Source organism: Kitasatospora sp. NPDC048715 (assembly GCF_043198905.1).
GTDB lineage: Bacteria > Actinomycetota > Actinomycetes > Streptomycetales > Streptomycetaceae > Kitasatospora > Kitasatospora lactacystinica.
Window position 1 is genome coordinate 120,000 of record NZ_JBICVH010000010.1, and the last position, 18,074, is coordinate 138,073.

An 18,074-nucleotide genomic window follows, 5' to 3' on the forward strand; every position below is an offset into this window, starting at 1 on the left:
GTACGAGCAGCAGCAGTACGACCAGCAGTACGACCAGTACGGGCAGCCGGTGTACGGGCAGGACCCGTACGGCTACCAGCAGCAGGGCTACCAGGGGTACGACGGGTACCAGCAGGGCGGACAGGGCGGGCAGTTCCCGCAACCACAGCAGCAGCCGCAGCAGCCGCAGTCGTACGAGCAGCAGCAGTACGACCAGCAGTACGACCAGTACGGGCAGCCGGTGTACGGGCAGGACCCGTACGGCTACCAGCAGCAGGGCTACCAGGGCTACCAGCAGCAGCCGTACCAGGCCGCCGCCCCGGTCGCCGCCGAGCCGCAGGCGCCGTCGCCGGTGCCGCCGTCGCGGGCCGAGGCCGCCACGCAGTCCGCCGCCGCGGCGGCCGCAGCGGCACCCGCCGCCGCGCCGCCGCGTCCGCGGGTGCCCCGGCCCGCCGAGGAGGCGGTGCCGGCCAAGGCCGTGCCGCCGTCCGAGCAGGTCGCCGGGGCGCGGTCCGGGAAGGCCGGCAAGGCCGGAAAGGCCGGGAGCAAGGCGCCCAAGGACAGCTACACCACGGGCGAGTTCACCTTCGTCGACGAGGAGGCGGAGGAGACCGAGGACGTCATCGACTGGCTGAAGTTCGCCGAGTCCCGCAGCGAGGTGCGCGCCGAGCGCCGCCGCAAGCTGCGCAACCGGCTGATCGGCCTCGGCGTGGTGGTGGCGCTCGCGGCCGGCGGCGTCGGCGGCTACCTCTTCCTGACCGGCGACAAGCCGACCGCGGCCACCGCCGCCGGCGGCCGCCAGGTCAACGTCGTCCACCTGCGCGACCTCCAGGGCAAGGTGTCCAGCGCGCTGCTGGTCAACGACGCCTCCGGGAAGAAGGGCACGGTGCTGCTGCTGCCCGACAACCTGCGGCTGCCCGGCCCGGGGGACCCGCCGGTCAGCACGGTCGGCCAGTCCATGGACGGCATCGGCGCCTCGGCGACCCGCGAGGGCCTGTCCACCGTGCTGGGCGCCCCGGTGGCCGGCACCTGGCGGCTGGACACCCCGTACCTGGAACTGCTGGTCTCCCAGCTCGGCGGCGTCCGGGTGGACACCAACGCCGAGACCCACGAGGGCGGCAAGCCGGACGGCAAGCTGCTGTCCGCGGCCGGGAAGAACACCATGCTCAGCGGGAAGGCCGCGGTCGCGTACGCGACCTGGCAGGCGCCCGGCGAGAACCGGGACGCCCAGCTGGCCCGGTTCGGGCAGGTCCTGGACGCGGTGGTGCGCACCATGCCGACCGAGTTCAAGGACGCCAAGGACGACGTGCACCGGATGAACGCGGTGCTCGACCCCTCGCTGCCCGAGGACGCCCTCGCCGGCGTGCTCGTCCAGCTCGCCCAGCAGGCGAAGGACGGCCACTTCGGCACCACCGCGCTGACCGTCAAGCCGGACGGCAGCCTGGACGAGGCGACCGCGGGCAAGCAGGTCAAGGACGTGCTGGGCGGCACCGTGAAGTCCGCGGCCGTCGGCGACGCCCCGGTCCGGGTCGCGCTCCAGGACGCCACCGGCAACGACGCGGCGGCGGCCGCCGCGCAGGTCCAGATCGTCAACTCCGGCCTGACCTTCATCCCGGGCGGCGCCAAGGCGGCCCCGCAGCCGGCCAGTGAGATCCGCTACACCGACGACGCCCGGCAGGGCGCGGCGAAGTCGCTGGCGACCAGCCTTGGGCTGCCGGACACGGCGGTGAAGAAGGTGACCGGCGACGCCCAGAACGCGGACCTGCTGGTCCTGCTCGGCAAGGACTACCAGCCGCCGAAGAACCAGTAGGGCGGCGGCCCGGGCTCCTGCGGTCCGGGTGTCGCGGTGCGGTGGCCCGGGCGGGCCCGGAAAACGGTTCCGGGCCCGCCCGGGCGGCGTGAGATCCTGGAAGGCGACCCCGGCCGTGCGCCGGGGCACCCCAAGCCGCCGAGCCGGAAGAACACCGTGACCGTCACCGACCACAGCCAGCAGCTCATCACCGTCGCCGCGCAGGCGGCGGCCGACAAGCTCGCGCACAACATCATCGCCTTCGACGTCAGCGAGGTGCTGTCGATCACCGACGCCTTCCTGATCGCCTCCGCGAACAACGACCGCCAGGTCCGCTCCATCGCCGAGGAGATCGAGGACCAGCTGCGCGAGCAGCTGGACATCAAGCCGGTGCGCCGCGAGGGCGAGCGCGAGGGCCGCTGGATCCTGCTCGACTACCTGGACATCGTCGTGCACGTCCAGCACTCCGAGGAGCGCTCCTTCTACTCGCTGGACCGCCTCTGGAAGGACTGCCCCGAGCTGCCGCTGCCCGAGGACGCCGTGGCCTCGCGCAACCGCCCGGACGCCCACACCGACGAGGCCGGCAACGCCGTCGCGCCCGCCGACGACTTCGGCAAGCCCGAGGATCTGCACTGAGCCGCGGCGCGCGCGGCCCGCGCATCGTCTTCTGGCGGCACGGCCAGACCTCCTGGAACCTCGAATCGCGTTTCCAGGGCACCACGGACATCGAGCTGACCGGCCAGGGCGTCCTGCAGGCCCAGCGGGCGGCCCGGCTGCTCTCCGGGCTCCGTCCCGACCTGCTGATCTCCTCGGACCTCCAGCGGGCCCGGCGCACCGCCGCGGAGCTGGCCGAGGTCACCGGGCTGGACGTGCAGCACCACGAGGGCCTGCGGGAGACCTTCGCGGGCTCCTGGCAGGGCCTGACCAACGCCGAGATCCGCGAGCGCTTCCCGGAGGAGTACGAGGCCTGGGCGGCCGGCGAGCCGGTACGCCGCGGGGGCGGCGGCGAGCTGGCCACCGAGGTCGCCGACCGCTCGGTGCCGGTGGTCCTGGAGGCCGTCGGCAAGCTCCCGGAGAACGGCACGCTGGTCGTGGTCAGCCACGGCGGGACGATCCGCACCATGCTCGGGCGGCTGCTCGAACTGGAGCCCTCCCGGTGGGAGCGCTTCGGCGGGCTGTCCAACTGCTGCTGGTCGGTGCTCGGCCTGGGCACGCGCGGCTGGCGCCTGCTGGAGCACAACGCGGGCACGCTCCCGCAGCCGGTCATCGGCGACGACACCTGAGCGGTACCGGTGCGGGCGGCACCGGGGGCCGGGGGCCTCTCGGGGCCCTCGGCCGGGGTCCGGAGGGAGCGGATTTCGCAGTTCCGGCCCTGACCAGCTAGAGTCTTCCTCGTTCGCAGGGAAGGAACGCGGCCCGGAAGGGAAGCGGGAGATCCGGTGAGTGCGGGGCTATAGCTCAGTTGGTAGAGCGCTTGCATGGCATGCAAGAGGTCTGGGGTTCAATTCCCCATAGCTCCACTCCGCATCGGCGGTCGTGGTCAGCCAGGGTCGCCCGTGTCGCGGGGCTATAGCTCAGTTGGTAGAGCGCTTGCATGGCATGCAAGAGGTCTGGGGTTCAATTCCCCATAGCTCCACAGCAGTTCGGAAGGCCGTCACCCAAGGGGTGGCGGCCTTCCGGCGTTCCGGGCCCGGCCGGCCTCAGGCTTCGCAGGTGTGGCTCCAGCCGCCCGGCGGCAGCGAGTCGAGCCGCTCCACCCGCTCCCGGTCCTCCGGGCCGGCCGGCAGGTACACCACGATGTAGCACTCGGGCACGCCCGGCATCGTCAGATAGGTGGCGTTCAGCCGCAGCACCCCGACCGCCGGGTGGCGGAACACCCGCAGCCAGGGCTCCGGCGGCGCGACCTCCTGGCGGTCCCACAGCTCCCGGAACAGCTCGCTGCGCGCCGACATCCGCTGCACGTGCGCCTCCCAGGCCGGCTCGCCCACGTGCTTGCCGTACGCCGAGCGCAGCACCGCCACCATCCGCGGCAGGGTCTCCTCCCGGTTCTCGCACGGGTTGCAGCACGGCGGGGCGGTCAGCATGCACCAGAGGCTGTTGAACACCACCCCGCACGACGGGCGCATCCGGTCGGTGCCGAACATCGCGCGGTACGGGCCGTTGAAGCCCAGCACGTCGAACCGGGTGTTGGAGACCGCCGCCGGCAGCGGGGCCAGCGAGTCCAGGATCACCTGGATCGACGGCGACAGTTCCGGCACCGACGGCAGCGCCCGCGCCGAGGCGGACACCCCGGCCAGCCGGAACAGGTGCTCGTGCTCGGTGCCGTCCAGCCGCAGCGCCCGGGCCACCGCCAGCAGCACCTGCTCGCTCGCGTTGATCGGCCTGCCCTGTTCGAGCCACGTGTACCAGGTGACCCCGACCCCGGCGAGCTGCGCGACCTCCTCGCGCCGCAGCCCCGGAGTGCGGCGGCGCAGCCCCGGCGGCAGCCCCACGTCCTCGGGGGTGACCCGCGCCCGGCAGGCCTTCAGGAAGCGGGCCAGTTCGGTACGGCGGCGGTCGCGCCCGCCGGCCGCGGCGGGCAGTTCCTCCAGGACGGTCATGGCCCCATGGTGCCGCAGCCCGGGCCGCCGATACAGGTGCTGCCGGTACCAGGATCGGCAGGCTCTAACCACCAGTACCGGTACGGGGCCAGGCTGGCTGCCATGACGGACCTTCAGACCCGGCCCCGCGCGGCCGCAGGCACCACCGGCGCCCCGGCGGTACGGCCAGGGCTGCTCCTCGCACTCGTCCTGTGCGGGCAGTTCATGTCCGTGCTCGACGTCTCCATCGTCAACGTCGCGGTCCCCACCATCAGAACCGACCTGGGCGCCTCCGGAGCCGCCCTCCAGCTGGTCATCGCCGGCTACACCATCGCCTACGCCGTCCTGCTCATCACCGGCGCCCGGCTCGGTGCCCGGTACGGCTACAGCCGGCTCTTCCAGCTCGGCCTGGCCGCCTTCACCGCCGCCTCGCTGGCCTGCGGCCTCGCCCCGGCCACCGGCTGGCTGATCGCCTTCCGGCTGCTCCAGGGGGCCGGCTCGGCCCTGATGGTGCCCCAGGTGATGAGCCTGGTGCAGCGCACCTTCACCGGCGCCGCCCGGGTCCGGGCGCTCGGCCTCTACGCGGCGGTGCTGGCCGGCGGCATGGCGCTCGGCCAGGTGCTCGGCGGCGTCCTGGTCAGCGCCGACCTGTTCGGCAGCGGCTGGCGGCCGGTGTTCCTGGTCAACGTGCCGATCGGCGTGGTGCTGCTCGCGGCCGGCGCCCGGCTGCTGCCCCGGCTGCCCGGCGACGCCACCCGGGGCTTCGACCTCCCCGGCCTGGTGGTGCTCGGCGCGGCCCTCGGCCTGCTGGTGGTCCCGCTCGTCCTCGGCCACGAGCTGGGCTGGCCCGTCTGGGGCTGGGCGATGATCGCGGCCGGTGTGCTGCTGTTCGGCCTGTTCGTGGCCGTCGAGCGCCGGATCGCCCGGCGCGGCGGACAGCCGCTGATCTCCGGGCGGGTGCTGGGCGCGCCCGGGCTGCGCCCCGCGGCCGCCGGACTGTTCGCGATCATGGCGGCCTTCGCGGGCTTCATGTTCGCCTTCGCCCTGCACCAGCAGGCCGGGCTCGGCCACACCGCGCTGAAGGCCGGGCTCTGCTCGGCGCCCGTCGCCGTCGGCTTCGGCGTGTCCAGCATGCACTGGCACCGGCTGCCCGGCCGGCTGCACCGGATCCTGCCGGCGCTCGCCGGGGTGCTGCTCGGCGGCGGCTACCTGCTGCTCGGCCTGCTGCTCGGCGGCGGGGCGGAGATCGGCGCCGGGCCGCTGGTGGAGATGGCCGCGCTCGGCCTGGCCGCCGGCTGCGCGTACGCGCCGCTGGTCGCCCGGGCGCTCGCGGGGGTGGCGCCCGAGGACGCGGCCGACGCCAGCGGGGTGATGGTGACGGTCATCCAGCTCGGCCAGGTGATCGGCGTCGCGGTGCTGGGCTCGGTGTTCCTCGGCCAGGTCGACCTGCCGGCGCCGGCCGCCGAGTCGGGGGCGGCGTTGCGGACCACGCTGCTGGTCGACGCCGCGGCGGTGCTGGTGGCCGCGGGCTTCGCGGTGCGCGGCCGGCGGGCGGCGCGGTAGCGGGGGTGGGGTCGCCGGTAGGGCGGCGGTGGGGCGATGGGGTGCGGTCGGGGGTGCCGCAGCCGGGTGCGGGCGGAGGGCAGGGGTCGGGTGCGGGCGGCGGGCGGCACGTCAGCTGGGCGCGTGCGCGGTTGTCGTGCGCCCCGGGCGGGAGGCGCACGCCCGGGGCGCGGAAGGGGGACTCCCCGGGCTCCGCGGACGGGGCTCCCGGGGCGCGTGGTGCGGACCTCGGGAAACGGATTTCAGGAGCACGCCCAGGACCGTGTAAAGTAGTCGATGTCGCCGAGGGAAACGGCCGGAAACAACCGGGAACCACGGTGACATCGCAGGTCAAGGGGCTATAGCTCAGTTGGTAGAGCGCTTGCATGGCATGCAAGAGGTCTGGGGTTCAATTCCCCATAGCTCCACAGCAGTCGAGAGCCGCCTCCCGGAAACGGGAGGCGGCTCTTCGCCGTTCTGCCCGCGCCACCGGTCGCGGCGGCCGGAATCCCGCTACCGTCGTGCCATGGCCGATCTGGAGCGAAGGCGGAACGAGGAACTGGCCCGGATACTCCACCAGCTCGGATGGAGTCCGGAACGGCTCGCCCGCGAGGTGAGCCTCGCCCTGCCACCGGGCCTCGCCATCAGCTCCACCGCCCCGTACAAGTGGCGCGACCGCGGCATGGTGCCGCGCAGCCCGCACGACCAGGCGGTCTGCGAGGTGCTCAGCCGGACCCTCGGCATCGCCGTCACCTACGAGCAGCTCTGGGGCCGGATGGGCGGCCACCGCGGCGCCAAGATCCTCTCGCCCCGGCTGCTCACCGACCCGTGGACCGCCGACACCGCCCAGACCGCGCTGCGCGAGGCCGCCACCGACGCCGGACCGGTCCGCCTCACCGACCTGTTCCGCAGCGCCGACCTCGACCAGGCCGCCGCCCGCCTCGACTCCCCGCCACCGCCCGTCGGCGGCGGCGAGGGCGCGCTGCGCGTCGAACCCGGGCTGGTCGGCGAGCTCGGCCTCTCCTACCGCAGCAAGCAGAAGCTCGAACGGGCCTGCGGCGGCGGCCTCGTCCTCGGCCCCGTCCGGGCCGAACTCGCCATGCTGGCCAAGCTGCTGGAACTCGGCGCGTACGACGAACGGCTCGGCCGCGAGCTGTACGGCACCGCCAGCAGACTCGCCCGGCTGGCCGGCTGGGCCGCGTACGACCTCGGCCACGACGCGGCCGCCCAGCGCGCCTTCGTCGCCGCGCTGCGCGCCGCCCACGTCGGCGGCGACCCCCGGCTCGGGGTCGCGGTGCTCGGCGCGCTGGTCGTCCTCGCCACCCAGGGCCCCGGCGGGCGCGGACTGGACGCCGTCTCCGCGCTCGCGACCGCCCTGGACACCCACGGAGCCGCGCTCGGCCCCACCGCCCGGGCCCGCCAGTACGGCCGGCTCGCCCGCGCGTACGGCCGCCGGGGCGAGGCCGAGCTGGCCGAGGCCGCCGCCGCCCGGGCCTTCGCCGAACTGGACGGCCTGCCAGGCGCCGAGGAGACCCGGGCCGGCGTCGCCGGGATGGTGGGGGAGGGACGGCTGGCGCTCGGCGGGTACCGGATGGCGAAGGTGCTGCTCGCCGAGGCCGTGGCCGGGCTCGGGCCGGGACGGGCCCGCTCCAAGGCGCTGCTCATGGTGCGCCTCGCCGAGGCCCACCGCAGGCTCGGCGACCAGCGGGAGGCGGCCCGCACCGCCGCGCTGGCGCGCTCGCTCGCGGCGGGGATGCAGTCCGAGCGGCTGGCGAAGGCGCTGCGGGAGTTCGACGCGGCGGGGCGGGCGGCGGCGCGGTAGGGCTCTCCGGATCTCCGGCCCGGTCCGGCGCGGTCCGGCGCGGTGCAGTCCGGTCCGGTTCAGTTCGGTGCGGTCCGGGCCTGGACCCGCTATCCGGCCCCGTCCCGTACGGCCCCGCGCGCCGGTCCCGTACGGCCCCGCGCGCCGTCCCGTCCCGTGCGGCCCCGCATGCCTGCGTGCGGGGCCGCACGCAGGCATGTGCACCCCGCAGCCCGCCGACCCGCTTGCGGTACCCTGAGCCCATGCGAACCGTGCGCCTGCTCCTTAGCCGGCCGCGCTGACCAGGACCGGCTGAGCCCTCGGGCGGTGCCGGAGTCGGCGTGGCGTCCCCTCCTGCGAGGGGATTTTTTGTTTTCCGCCCCCGACCCCGTCCCGGGCCGGGTACACGGGCCGGCCGCCTGTGCGGTTCGCCAACCGACATCGATGGAGCTTGAAGGACCATGAGCGAGACGACCCCTGCGTCCGGCGCGGCCGAGACCGTGACCGAGCCGTTCCGGTACAGCGCCGCGCTGGCGGCCGAGATCGAGTCCCGCTGGCAGGACATCTGGGAGAAGGAGGGCACCTTCCACGCCCCCAACCCCACCGGTGCGCTGGCCGACCCGGCGGCCGGCGACGTCACCGCGAAGCCGCACAGCTTCATCATGGACATGTTCCCGTACCCCTCGGGCGCGGGCCTGCACGTCGGGCACCCGCTGGGCTACATCGCCACCGACGTCTTCGCCCGCTACCAGCGGATGACCGGCCACAACGTGCTGCACACGCTGGGCTACGACGCCTTCGGCCTGCCCGCCGAGCAGTACGCCGTGCAGACCGGCACCCACCCGCGGGTCTCCACCGAGGCCAACATCGCCAACATGCGCCAGCAGCTGCGCCGGCTGGGCCTGGGCCACGACCCGCGCCGCTCGATCTCCACGATCGACCCAGAGTACTACCGCTGGACCCAGTGGATCTTCCTGCAGATCTTCAACTCCTGGTACGACGCGGACGCCCGCAAGGCCCGTCCGATCGCCGAGCTGGTCGCCCGGTTCGAGTCCGGCGCGCGCGAGCTGCCGGGCGGGCGCGCCTGGGCCGAGCTGTCCGTCGCCGAGCGCGACGAGGTGCTGGGCGAGTACCGCCTGGCCTACGCCAAGGAGGTGCCGGTCAACTGGTGCCCGGGCCTGGGCACCGTGCTGGCCAACGAGGAGGTCACCGCGGACGGCCGCTCCGAGCGCGGCAACTTCCCGGTGTTCAAGTCCAACCTGCGCCAGTGGATGATGCGCATCACCGCGTACTCGGACCGGCTGATCGAGGACCTGGACCTGCTGGACTGGCCCGAGGCCATCAAGCTGCAGCAGCGCAACTGGATCGGGCGCTCCGAGGGCGCCCGGGTCGACTTCGCCGTCGACGGCGGGAAGATCACCGTCTTCACCACCCGGCCCGACACCCTGTTCGGCGCCACCTACATGGTGCTGGCCCCCGAGCACGGCCTGGTCGACTCGATCGTCCCCGCCGCCTGGCCCGAGGGCGTGCCCGCCGAGTGGACCGGCGGCGCCGCCACCCCCACCGAGGCCGTCGCCGCCTACCGTGCCGCGGCCGCCGCCAAGTCGGACGTCGAGCGCCAGGTCGAGGCCAAGGTCAAGACCGGCGTCTTCACCGGCGCCTACGCCGTCAACCCGGTCAGCGGCGAGTCCGTACCGGTGTTCATCGCCGACTACGTGCTGATGGGCTACGGCACCGGCGCCATCATGGCCGTCCCCGCCCACGACCACCGCGACTTCGCCTTCGCCCGCGCCTTCGCGCTGCCGATGCGCTGCGTCGTCGAGCCGACCGACGGGCGCGGCTCCGACCCCGCCGAGTGGGACGACGCGTTCGACACCTACGACTCCGTCATCGTCAACTCCGCCCGCTCCGAAGGCGACCTGTCGCTGAACGGGCTGAGCGTCGTCGACGCCAAGGCCGCCGCCACCGCCTGGCTGGCCGAGCGCGGCATCGGCGAGGGCACCGTCAACTACCGCCTGCGCGACTGGCTGTTCAGCCGCCAGCGGTACTGGGGCGAGCCCTTCCCGATCGTCTACGACGAGGACGGCGTCATGCACGCGCTGCCCGAGTCGATGCTGCCGGTCGAGGTCCCCGAGGTCGACGACTACTCGCCGCGCACCTACGACGCGTACGACGCCGCCTCCTCGCCGGAGACCCCGCTGTCGCGCAACGAGGCCTGGGTCAACGTCGAACTGGACCTGGGCGACGGCGTCCGGAAGTACCGCCGCGAGACCAACACCATGCCCAACTGGGCCGGTTCCTGCTGGTACGAGCTGCGCTACGTCGACCCGTCGAACTCCTCGGCGGTCGTCGACCCGGCCAACGAGAAGTACTGGCTGGGCCCGACGGAGACCAAGCCGGCCGGTGGCGCCGACCTGTACGTCGGCGGCGCCGAGCACGCCGTGCTGCACCTGCTGTACGCGCGCTTCTGGCACAAGGTGCTGCACGACCTGGGCCACGTCTCGTCCGTCGAGCCGTTCCACAAGCTGTTCAACCAGGGCATGATCACCGCCGACGTCTACCGCGACGAGCGCGGCTTCCCGGTGCCCGCCGCCGAGGTCGAGGAGCGCGACGGCCAGTACTTCTGGCAGGGCGAGCCGGTCAAGCGCGAGGCCGGGAAGATGGGCAAGTCCCTGAAGAACGCCGTCGCGCCGGACGACATCGCCGACGAGTACGGGGCCGACACCCTGCGCCTGTACGAGATGTCGATGGGCCCGCTGGACGTCTCCCGCCCGTGGGACACCCGCGCCGTCGTCGGCTCGTACCGCTTCCTGCAGCGCCTGTGGCGCAACGTCGTCTCCGAGACCACCGGCGAGCTGGTCGTCACCGACGACGCGCCCGACGAGGCGACGCTGCGCGCCCTGCACAAGGCGATCGACGGCATCCGCGGCGACATGGCCGGGCTGCGCTTCAACACGGCCGTCGCCAAGGCCATCGAGCTGAACAACTACCTGGTCAAGCGCGGCTCCACGCCGCGGGCGGTGGCCGAGCAGCTGGTGCTGATGGTCGCCCCGCTGGCCCCGCACATCGCCGAGGAGCTGTGGCGCCGACTGGGCCACGGCGACTCGCTGGCGCACACCGACTACCCGGTCGCCGACCCGGCGTACGTGGTGGACGAGACGGTGACCTGCGTGGTCCAGATCAAGGGCAAGGTCAAGGCGCGGCTGGAGGTCGCGCCGGGCATCTCGGACGCCGAGCTGGAGGCGCTGGCGCTGGCGGAGCCGGCGGTCGTCGCGGCGATCGGCGGGGCCGAGGTGCGGAAGGTGATCGCGCGGGCGCCGAAGCTGGTGAACATCGTCACCGGCTGAGTGCGGCTGAGCTTGGTCGAGCGCGGCTGTGCTTGATCGAGTGCGGCTGTGCGTGGCTGCCGGGGCAGCGAGCGCGGAGCGGTCGGGCGGGCGTCCTTCGGGGCGCCCGCCCGGCGTTTTGCGGGAGGTGGGGGCCGGAGGGGCTTCCCGTCCGGCGTTGCGCGGAGGAGCCGGCGGTTTCCGTCCGGCGTTGCGCGGAGGGGCCGGCGGTTTCCGCCCGGTGTTTCGCGGAGGGGCCGGAGGGTGCTCGCGGGGGCTTTCCGGGGCGGTCGGGGACCCTCGGGGAGATCCCGGATCTGACCCTGATCTCCGTCCGCGGGGGCCGCTCGGGCTGCCCCCGGACGGCTTCCGGCGGCTACCGTGGAACCCTCGGCAATTGCGGCCCGCGTTGGGCCCGGTGGGGGCCGGAACGACGGCGGAAGGTGGCGCGCGATGGACGTGTTCGGCGTGATGATCGGCCTGGTCCTGCTCTTCGGGGTCGCGGTGATGGTGCTGGCCGTGGTCGGCACGGTCAAGGCCGCCAAGGCCGTCGGCGCGAAGATCGAGAAGCACGAGGCCAACGCCCGCCGGGCCGTGGAGACCGCCACCCTCAAGGCGAAGACGTACACCAAGGTCGGCCCGTCCGCACAGATCGCCTCCGTCCGGCTCCGCCTGCGGACCTCGCTCGACGGCACCCGGCAGGTGCTGGAGAGCGGCCTCACGCAGGACGGCCAGCTCGGCGAGTCGCTCGCCCTGCTGAAGCGGCTCGACGAGCACGCCGCCGAGCTCGACGGCGAGCTGCGGATGCTGGAGCGCGAGCCGGAGACCGCGCGGATCGCCGCCAAGCTGCCCGAGCTGCGCGAGCGGGCCGAGCGGATCACGCACTCGGCGGAGACCATGCGCTGGGCGGCGCAGGACCGGATGCAGCGGTTCGCGGACGACGAGCTGAGCCGGCTGAGCCAGGAGTGCGAGAGCGAGGCGGGGGCGCTGCGGCACTGGGACACCGCGGGGGGTGCTTCCTCCGGCAAGGGTTCGGGTGCTCCGGGTGCCTCGGGCTCTGCCGGTTCCGCGGGTTCCGCGGGTTCCGCCGGTTCCGGCGGCGCGGCCGGGAGTGCGGCTCGGGCCCGGCTGACCGACGGGAAGGGGCGTGCGAGTGCCGAGGAGCTGCTCGGGCTCGCCGATCCGCTGGCCAAGCTGGCGCAGCGGCTGCGCAAGCCCTCGGCCGGGCCTTCGACGGGGCCCTCGGCAGGCTGAGCCGGCGGGGCGGTGCGAGGCCTTCGGCCGGTGCCCGGACCATGCGCTGTCCTCCCGGACCGGCGGGGAGTAACCTCCGGCTCATGCCCTCCGACCTCGCGCTTGTCACCGATTCCACGGCCTATCTGCCGCAGGAGACCCTCGACCGGCACGGGATCACGGTGGTCCCGCTGAGCGTCGCGGTCGGTGACTCCGTCCTGAGCGAGGGCGTCGAGATCTCCCCGAAGGACGTCGCCGAGGCGCTGCGCGGCAAGCAGCGGGTGACCACCTCCCGGCCGAACCCGGAGACCTTCGCCGCCACCTACCGGGCGGCCGCCGAGGCCGGGGCGAAGGGGATCGTCTCGGTGCACATCTCCGGCGAACTGTCCGGCACCGTCGAGGCCGCCCGGCTGGCCGCCGCCGAGGCGCCCGTACCGGTGCGGGTGGTGGACAGCCGGCTGGTCGGGATGGCGCTCGGGTACGGGGTGCTGTCGGCGGCCGAGGCCATCGAGGCCGGGCAGGGCCTGGCGGAGGCGGCCGAGGCGGCCGAGCGGCGGGCGGCCCGGACCAGCGGGTTCTTCTACGTCGACACCCTGGAGCACCTGCGGCGCGGCGGCCGGATCGGGGCGGCGCGCGCCCTGCTCGGCTCGGCCCTGGCGGTCAAGCCGCTGCTGCACCTGGACGGCGGGCGGATCGAGCCGCTGGAGAAGGTGCGGACGGCGTCGCGGGCGATCGCGCGGCTGGAGGAGATCGCGGTCGAGCGGTCGGGGGAGCAGGAGGTCGACATCACCGTGCACCACCTGGCGGCCGAGGACCGGGCCGAACCGCTCGCGGAGCGGCTGCGGGCCCGGGTGCCGGGGCTGCGGGAGCTGTACGTGGGTGAGGTGGGGGCGGTGATCGGCGCGCACGTCGGGCCGGGGCTGCTGGCGGTGGTGGTCGCGCCGCGCTGAGTGGTGCGGGTGGTTGCCGGTGTGGGGCGGTCCGGCTGGTCGCCTGGTCGCCTGGTCGCCCGGTCGGCTGGTTGCTTGGTCGGCTGGCTGCTTGGTCGGCTGGTCAATTTCGGACAGCCCTGCTCACTCCTGTGAGTGACACTTTTTATCCACAACCCCCGGGTTGTCCACAGGGTTTGGTTGATTTCCGCGCGCTCGCCGGAGGACTCCTACCGTCCTCGGCATGACGACCATGGGCCTGGGCGCGGCGAAGCGCCATGCGATCAACGAGACGGTACGGCTGCGGATGGCCGCGCTGCTGCCGGCGGGTGGCGAGCCGACGGGTGACGAGCCGGAAGGCGGCGTCGGCGGGGGCTCCCCGGGGTCGGCCGCATCACCGACAAGGGGCCGGGCGGCGGCGGTCGGCGGCCCGTCGTTGCCGTCGCAGGCAGCGGTGCCGGCGGCGGTGCCGGCACCGCCGGACGCGGGTGCCGCGCCGGATCCGGGTGACGCCGTGGATCCACCGGAGGCCGGGGCACGTCCGCGAGTCCCCTCAACCGCCTCGTTCCCCCCGCTCGGCTCGGCGTTGGCGCTCGACCGGCGCGCGGTGGCCGGGCTGGCCATCCTGCTGCTGTTCGCGGTCGGCTACGCCGTACAGCACTTCTGGCTGGCCCGGCCGGAGACGGTCGCCGTGCCCGCGTCGGCGGCCGTCGCGGCACCGGCGGGAGCCGAGCCGCCCGCTCCCGCCGACGCCTCCGCCGTCGACCCCAGGGCCGGGCCTGCCGCCGGTACCGGGGCGGAGGTCGTGGTGGACATCGGCGGGCGGGTCCACCTCCCCGGCCTGCACGCCCTGCCCGGCGGCTCCCGGGTGGCCGACGCCCTGCGGGCGGCGGGCGGGCCGCTGCCGGAGACCGACACCAGGAGCCTCAACCTGGCCCGCATCCTGACGGACGGTGAGCAGATCCTGGTCGGCGAACCGGTGCCCGCCCCCGCTCCGGCCGTCGTCGGCAGCGGGAGCGGACCTCCGGGCCCCGCCGCACCCCGACCACCCGTCAGCCTCAACCGCGCCACGCTCGAACAGCTCGACACCCTTCCCGGCGTCGGCCCCACCCTCGCCCAGCGCATCCTCGCCTACCGCACCTCGCACGGCTCCTTCCGCTCCCTCGACCAACTCCGGCAGGTCAGCGGCATCGGCGCCCGCACGTACGCGGAACTCCGCCCGCTCCTCACCCTCTGACGCCGCCACCGCCGCCGTCCCCGCCCGCTTCCCCGGCCACCGAAGGGAGGTACCGCCATGTCCGTCGCCACCGCGCCGGCCGGTCCGGCCGCTGCGCCCCGCTCCGCGGGCGCCGACTTCCGGCTGCTGCTGCCCGCCGTCTCGGCCTGGACGGTCACGGCGGCGCTCCTCGGCCTGGAACCGGGGTACGAGGCCCTCGCCCTCACCGCGGCCGGCCTTGCCGTGCTCGCGGCCGTCCTGCTGCTCACCCGGCCGGGGGTCCTGCGCCGGCGCGGGTCCTCGGCGACGCTGGCCGCCGTCCTGCTCACCGGCGCGGCGGCCGCGATCGCCACCCCGCTGCACACCTCCGACCTCCACCGGGGGCCGCTGCCGGAGCTCGCCCGCGCGTCCGTGGCCGCCGAGCCGGGAACGCCGTCCCCGGTGGTGGAGGTGGAGCTGACGATCACGGGGGACCCGAAGGCCCACACCTCCCGGGGCGGCCCCGCCGCCGGGCAGACGCTCCTCACCGTCGAGGCGGTGGCCGACCGCGTCACCCCGCTCCCGGACGGGCGGAGCACCCGCACGCGGACGCCGGTGACGGTCATGGTCCGAGGGGCGCGGAGCGAGCCCTGGCAGCGGGTGCTCCCGTCCCAGCGGCTGGCGGCGGAGGTTGAGGTGCGGCCGGCGGGGGAGGGGCATGACACCGAGTCGGCCGCGCTGCTGGTCGTCCACGGGCAGCCCCGGCAGCTGGCGCCGCCGAGCCTGCCCCAGCGGATCGCCGGCCGGCTGCGCGAAGGCCTGCGCACGGCCACCGACGGACTTCCGGCGGACGCGCGCGGGCTGCTCCCGGGGCTGGTGGTCGGCGACACCTCTCGACTGCCCGACGACCTCGACGACGCCTTCCGGGCCACCGACCTGGTCCACCTGGTGGCGGTCAGCGGGGCCAACCTGGCGATCGTCCTCGGTGCGCTGCTGGGCGCGCCCGGGCAGGCCGGTACCCCGGAACGGCACGGGCTGGCCGCGCTGCTGGGGCTGTCACTGCGCACCGGTGCGCTGCTCGGCACCGCGCTGACCCTGGCCTTCGTCACCGTCTGCCGGCCCGAGCCCAGCGTGCTGCGGGCCGCCGGGACGGGGCTGATCGGCATGCTGGCCCTGGCCGCCGGCCGTCCCCGCAAGGCGGTGCCCGCGCTCGCCGGAGCGGTCCTGGTGCTGGTCCTGCTGGACCCGTTCCTGGCACGCTCGTTCGGCTTCCTGCTGTCGGTGCTCGCCACCGCCGGGCTGCTCGTCCTCGGACCGCACTGGGCCGAGGCCCTGCGGGCCCGCCGCTGGCCGTACCACCTGGCAGGCGCGCTCGCGGCCACGGCGGCCGCCCAGGCCCTGTGCGCGCCGGTGACGGTGGTGCTGTCCGGGCACATCAGCCTGGTCGGGATCCCCTGCAACCTGCTGGCCGAGCCGGCGGTGGCCCCGGCGACGCTGCTCGGCTTCGGGGTGCTCGCCCTGCAGCCGCTCCTTCCGGACCTGGCCCGTCTGCTCGCGGAACCGGCCGGAGTGCCGGTCGGCTGGCTCTCCCTCGTGGCACGCCGTGGTGCCGGGATTCCGGGCGGCCAACTGGACTGGCCGGGAGGGTGGTTCGGGACGGCGACGGTCGCGCTGGCCGTCCTGGCCGGCTGTTGGGCGGCGCCGCTTCTGCTGCCCCGACGGGCGCGGCCCGGCAGCCCGCTGCCGGCGTACGGGCGGCGGCGCTGGGCGCGGGCCCTGGTGGCGGGGACGCTGACGGCGGTCCTGCTGGCCGTGCTGCTGCGCCCGCCGCAGCTCGCCCGGATCGCCACCGGCTGGCCGCCGCCGGGGTGGCGGCTGGTGATGTGCGACGTCGGACAGGGAGACATGCTGGCCCTCGCGGCGGGGGCGCCGGACAGCGCGGTGGTGGTCGACGCCGGGCCGGATCCGAATGCCGCGGACAGATGCCTGCGCGACCTCGGCATCACGACGGTTCCCTTACTGCTGCTGACGCACTTCCACGCCGACCACGTCGAGGGCGTGCCGGGGGTGTTGCGGGGCCGCAGGGTCGGCGCGGTCGAGGGCACCACCTTGGACGATCCACCGGGCGAGGCCGCCCGGGTGGCGAGCTGGACGGCAGGCGCGGGCCTCCCGCTGCTGAGAGCCGGTCGAGGTGAACGGCGGTCGGCCGGCGCCGGGTTGGCCTGGGACGTGGTGTGGCCCGTCCCCGGCTCGGCGGTCGAGGCGCCGGGCCCGAACAACGCAAGCGTCGCCTTGATGGTGGCACTGACAGGAGGACTACGGATGGCACTGCTCGGAGATCTCGAACCGCAGGCCCAGTCGGCACTGCTGGGCCGGATGGGGAAGGCCGATGTCGTGAAGGTGGCGCATCACGGATCGGCCCACCAGGACTGGGACTTGGCGGGTGCCCTGCGGCCCCGGCTGGCCCTCATCTCCTGCGGCGAGGGCAACCCGTACGGTCACCCGTCCCCGAGGACGGTCGACCACCTGCGCGCACTCGGCGCCACCGTGCTGCGCACCGACCGGGAAGGGGACATCGCGGTGACGGGCGACTCCCCGGCCACCCTCGGCGTCGCCGTCCGTCCCCGGCCCGCCCACGCGGCCCGCCGCCCCGGCGCCCACGCCGGGCCCGGTGGCGCTCACGGGCACGGCCCCGCACCCCACGCCCACCCCGAGCAGACCCCTGGCACCCCCCGAGCCCCGCCCGCCTGACCCCCGCGCTCTCCTCCTCCCACCAATCACGTGGGGGCATGGAAAGTAGAAGGGGGTGGTGGGAGGAGGAGCGGCGCAGAGCCAGCAGAAACGTTCCGGCGCGCTCCGGGCTCGGCCCGGAGCGCGCCGGAGAAATGCCACAAGCTCAGGGGGAGGCGAGGGCGGCCCGCGGCAAGGTGCCACAGGAACGCGCAAAGGCCTGGAAATGCGGGTTGCGGCGCGCACCGGGCAAGCCGGAGCGCGGCACGGCCGCGCCGGCCCGCCGGTCCGCGCACCGGGCCTGCCGGGAGGCGGTCCAACTCCTGTACGGCGCCGTGGGATCGGCCGCGATCTACACCGGGCGCACCCCGCTCGACCGCTGCTGCGCGACGTCATCACCGCGGGCCGGCACGTCGCCTCGGTGGAGAAGGTCCTCGATGGCGTCGGCGACCTCCGGCCCGGGGGGCGCCTCCGGCTCCCCGCACTTCTGATCCGGCCGGGCCGGTCCGGGCGGGCAGGGGCGCCGACGGCAGGGGCCGGCTCGCCGCAGTGGTCGAGCCGGCCCGGAAGATGTCCGGGTGCCGGGTGCCGGGTGCCGGGTGCCGGGTGCCGGGTGCCGGGTGCCGGCCTCAGGGCTCAGGCCTCCTCGCGCCAGCCCTCGTAGCCGGTCGCGAGGGTGTCGAGGGCGTGCAGCAGGGCGGGGGTCCAGCCGCTCTCCGGGGCCTCGGCGACGACCAGCCACTGGGCGTCCTCGGCGTCGTCCTCGCCCGCGAGCGCGTCGCGGACGACTTCGAGCTCGCCGAGGTCGGGCTGGGTGGCGCCGAGTTCCTCGGCCGCCTCCTGGGCGGTGTCGCGGTCGGGCAGGACGAGCAGCTGCCGGGCGTACGGGTCGTCGACGTCCGGGAGGTCGGTGGTCTGGTTCTCGCTCACCGGGCCATTGTCCAGGTCGGGCCGCCCGCTCCGTCGGGCGG

Annotated in this window: 12 protein-coding genes and 3 tRNA genes; 13 read left to right on the forward strand and 2 right to left on the reverse strand. The window is 74.9% G+C overall.

The annotated features are described in order from the left end of the window. From ACGFSC_RS20025 to ACGFSC_RS20045, 5 genes are all read left to right on the forward strand, one after another. Positions 1-1,789: LytR C-terminal domain-containing protein (locus tag ACGFSC_RS20025; RefSeq protein WP_359910969.1), on the forward strand; the 1,789-nt coding region annotated here is incomplete at its 5' end. 156 nt (positions 1,790-1,945) lie between these two features. After that, complete coding sequence (gene rsfS, locus ACGFSC_RS20030) at positions 1,946-2,404, forward strand: ribosome silencing factor (RefSeq protein ID WP_359910971.1); 459 nt, start codon at positions 1,946-1,948, stop codon at positions 2,402-2,404. Next, positions 2,401-3,051, forward strand: a complete 651-nt coding sequence (locus tag ACGFSC_RS20035) for a histidine phosphatase family protein (RefSeq protein WP_359910995.1) — start codon at positions 2,401-2,403, stop codon at positions 3,049-3,051. The genes rsfS and ACGFSC_RS20035 overlap by 4 nt, the downstream gene beginning before the upstream one ends. A 164-nt stretch (positions 3,052-3,215) precedes the next feature. Continuing rightward, positions 3,216-3,288 (forward strand) — tRNA-Ala (locus ACGFSC_RS20040). A gap of 43 nt (positions 3,289-3,331) precedes the next feature. Next, positions 3,332-3,404 (forward strand) — tRNA-Ala (locus ACGFSC_RS20045). Positions 3,405-3,468: 64 nt separating this feature from the next. Here the strand turns inward: ACGFSC_RS20045 and ACGFSC_RS20050 are convergent. Then, positions 3,469-4,368 carry a helix-turn-helix transcriptional regulator gene (locus ACGFSC_RS20050; protein ID WP_359910974.1) on the reverse strand — a complete coding sequence of 300 codons (900 nt, stop codon included), beginning with the start codon at positions 4,366-4,368 and terminating at the stop codon, positions 3,469-3,471. A gap of 102 nt (positions 4,369-4,470) precedes the next feature. On the opposite strand from ACGFSC_RS20050, the gene ACGFSC_RS20055 reads away from it, so the two are divergent. The 8 genes from ACGFSC_RS20055 (at position 4,471) to ACGFSC_RS20090 (ending at position 17,124) form a co-directional block, all read left to right on the forward strand. Next, on the forward strand, positions 4,471-5,910 hold the full coding sequence (locus ACGFSC_RS20055) for an MFS transporter (protein ID WP_359910976.1): 1,440 nt from the start codon (positions 4,471-4,473) through the stop codon (positions 5,908-5,910). Positions 5,911-6,244: 334 nt separating this feature from the next. Beyond that, positions 6,245-6,317, forward strand: a tRNA-Ala gene (locus ACGFSC_RS20060). Positions 6,318-6,415: 98 nt separating this feature from the next. Then, complete coding sequence (locus tag ACGFSC_RS20065; RefSeq protein ID WP_359910979.1) at positions 6,416-7,711, forward strand: hypothetical protein; 1,296 nt, start codon at positions 6,416-6,418, stop codon at positions 7,709-7,711. A 440-nt stretch (positions 7,712-8,151) separates the two neighbouring features. Further along, positions 8,152-11,037, forward strand: coding sequence for a leucine--tRNA ligase (gene leuS, locus ACGFSC_RS20070; protein WP_359910982.1), 2,886 nt, complete (start codon positions 8,152-8,154; stop codon positions 11,035-11,037). A gap of 432 nt (positions 11,038-11,469) precedes the next feature. After that, complete coding sequence (locus tag ACGFSC_RS20075; protein ID WP_359910984.1) at positions 11,470-12,270, forward strand: hypothetical protein; 801 nt, start codon at positions 11,470-11,472, stop codon at positions 12,268-12,270. A gap of 83 nt (positions 12,271-12,353) precedes the next feature. Next, positions 12,354-13,199 (forward strand): DegV family protein, encoded by an 846-nt coding sequence (locus ACGFSC_RS20080; protein WP_359910987.1) that lies wholly within the window; start codon positions 12,354-12,356, stop codon positions 13,197-13,199. 223 nt (positions 13,200-13,422) lie between these two features. Next, positions 13,423-14,415 (forward strand): helix-hairpin-helix domain-containing protein, encoded by a 993-nt coding sequence (locus tag ACGFSC_RS20085; protein ID WP_359910990.1) that lies wholly within the window; start codon positions 13,423-13,425, stop codon positions 14,413-14,415. Positions 14,416-14,472: 57 nt separating this feature from the next. Further along, entirely contained in the window at positions 14,473-17,124 is a 2,652-nt protein-coding gene (locus ACGFSC_RS20090; protein WP_359910992.1) for a ComEC/Rec2 family competence protein, read from the forward strand. A gap of 615 nt (positions 17,125-17,739) precedes the next feature. On the opposite strand, the gene ACGFSC_RS20095 is transcribed toward ACGFSC_RS20090, so the two are convergent. After that, positions 17,740-18,033, reverse strand: a complete 294-nt coding sequence (locus ACGFSC_RS20095) for a hypothetical protein (protein ID WP_359903089.1) — start codon at positions 18,031-18,033, stop codon at positions 17,740-17,742. Positions 18,034-18,074 lie beyond the last annotated feature (41 nt).

What these genes read in the sequence shown, in the direction of transcription:
- ACGFSC_RS20055 (WP_359910976.1), top strand. Translation starts at nt 4,471, where the DNA reads ATGACGGACCTTCAGACCCGGCCCCGCGCGGCCGCAGGCACCACCGGC.
- ACGFSC_RS20075 (WP_359910984.1), top strand. Translation starts at nt 11,470, where the DNA reads ATGGACGTGTTCGGCGTGATGATCGGCCTGGTCCTGCTCTTCGGGGTC.
- ACGFSC_RS20090 (WP_359910992.1), top strand. Translation starts at nt 14,473, where the DNA reads ATGTCCGTCGCCACCGCGCCGGCCGGTCCGGCCGCTGCGCCCCGCTCC.
- ACGFSC_RS20050 (WP_359910974.1), bottom strand. Translation starts at nt 4,368, where the DNA reads ATGACCGTCCTGGAGGAACTGCCCGCCGCGGCCGGCGGGCGCGACCGC.
- leuS (WP_359910982.1), top strand. Translation starts at nt 8,152, where the DNA reads ATGAGCGAGACGACCCCTGCGTCCGGCGCGGCCGAGACCGTGACCGAG.
- ACGFSC_RS20085 (WP_359910990.1), top strand. Translation starts at nt 13,423, where the DNA reads ATGACGACCATGGGCCTGGGCGCGGCGAAGCGCCATGCGATCAACGAG.
- ACGFSC_RS20065 (WP_359910979.1), top strand. Translation starts at nt 6,416, where the DNA reads ATGGCCGATCTGGAGCGAAGGCGGAACGAGGAACTGGCCCGGATACTC.
- ACGFSC_RS20080 (WP_359910987.1), top strand. Translation starts at nt 12,354, where the DNA reads ATGCCCTCCGACCTCGCGCTTGTCACCGATTCCACGGCCTATCTGCCG.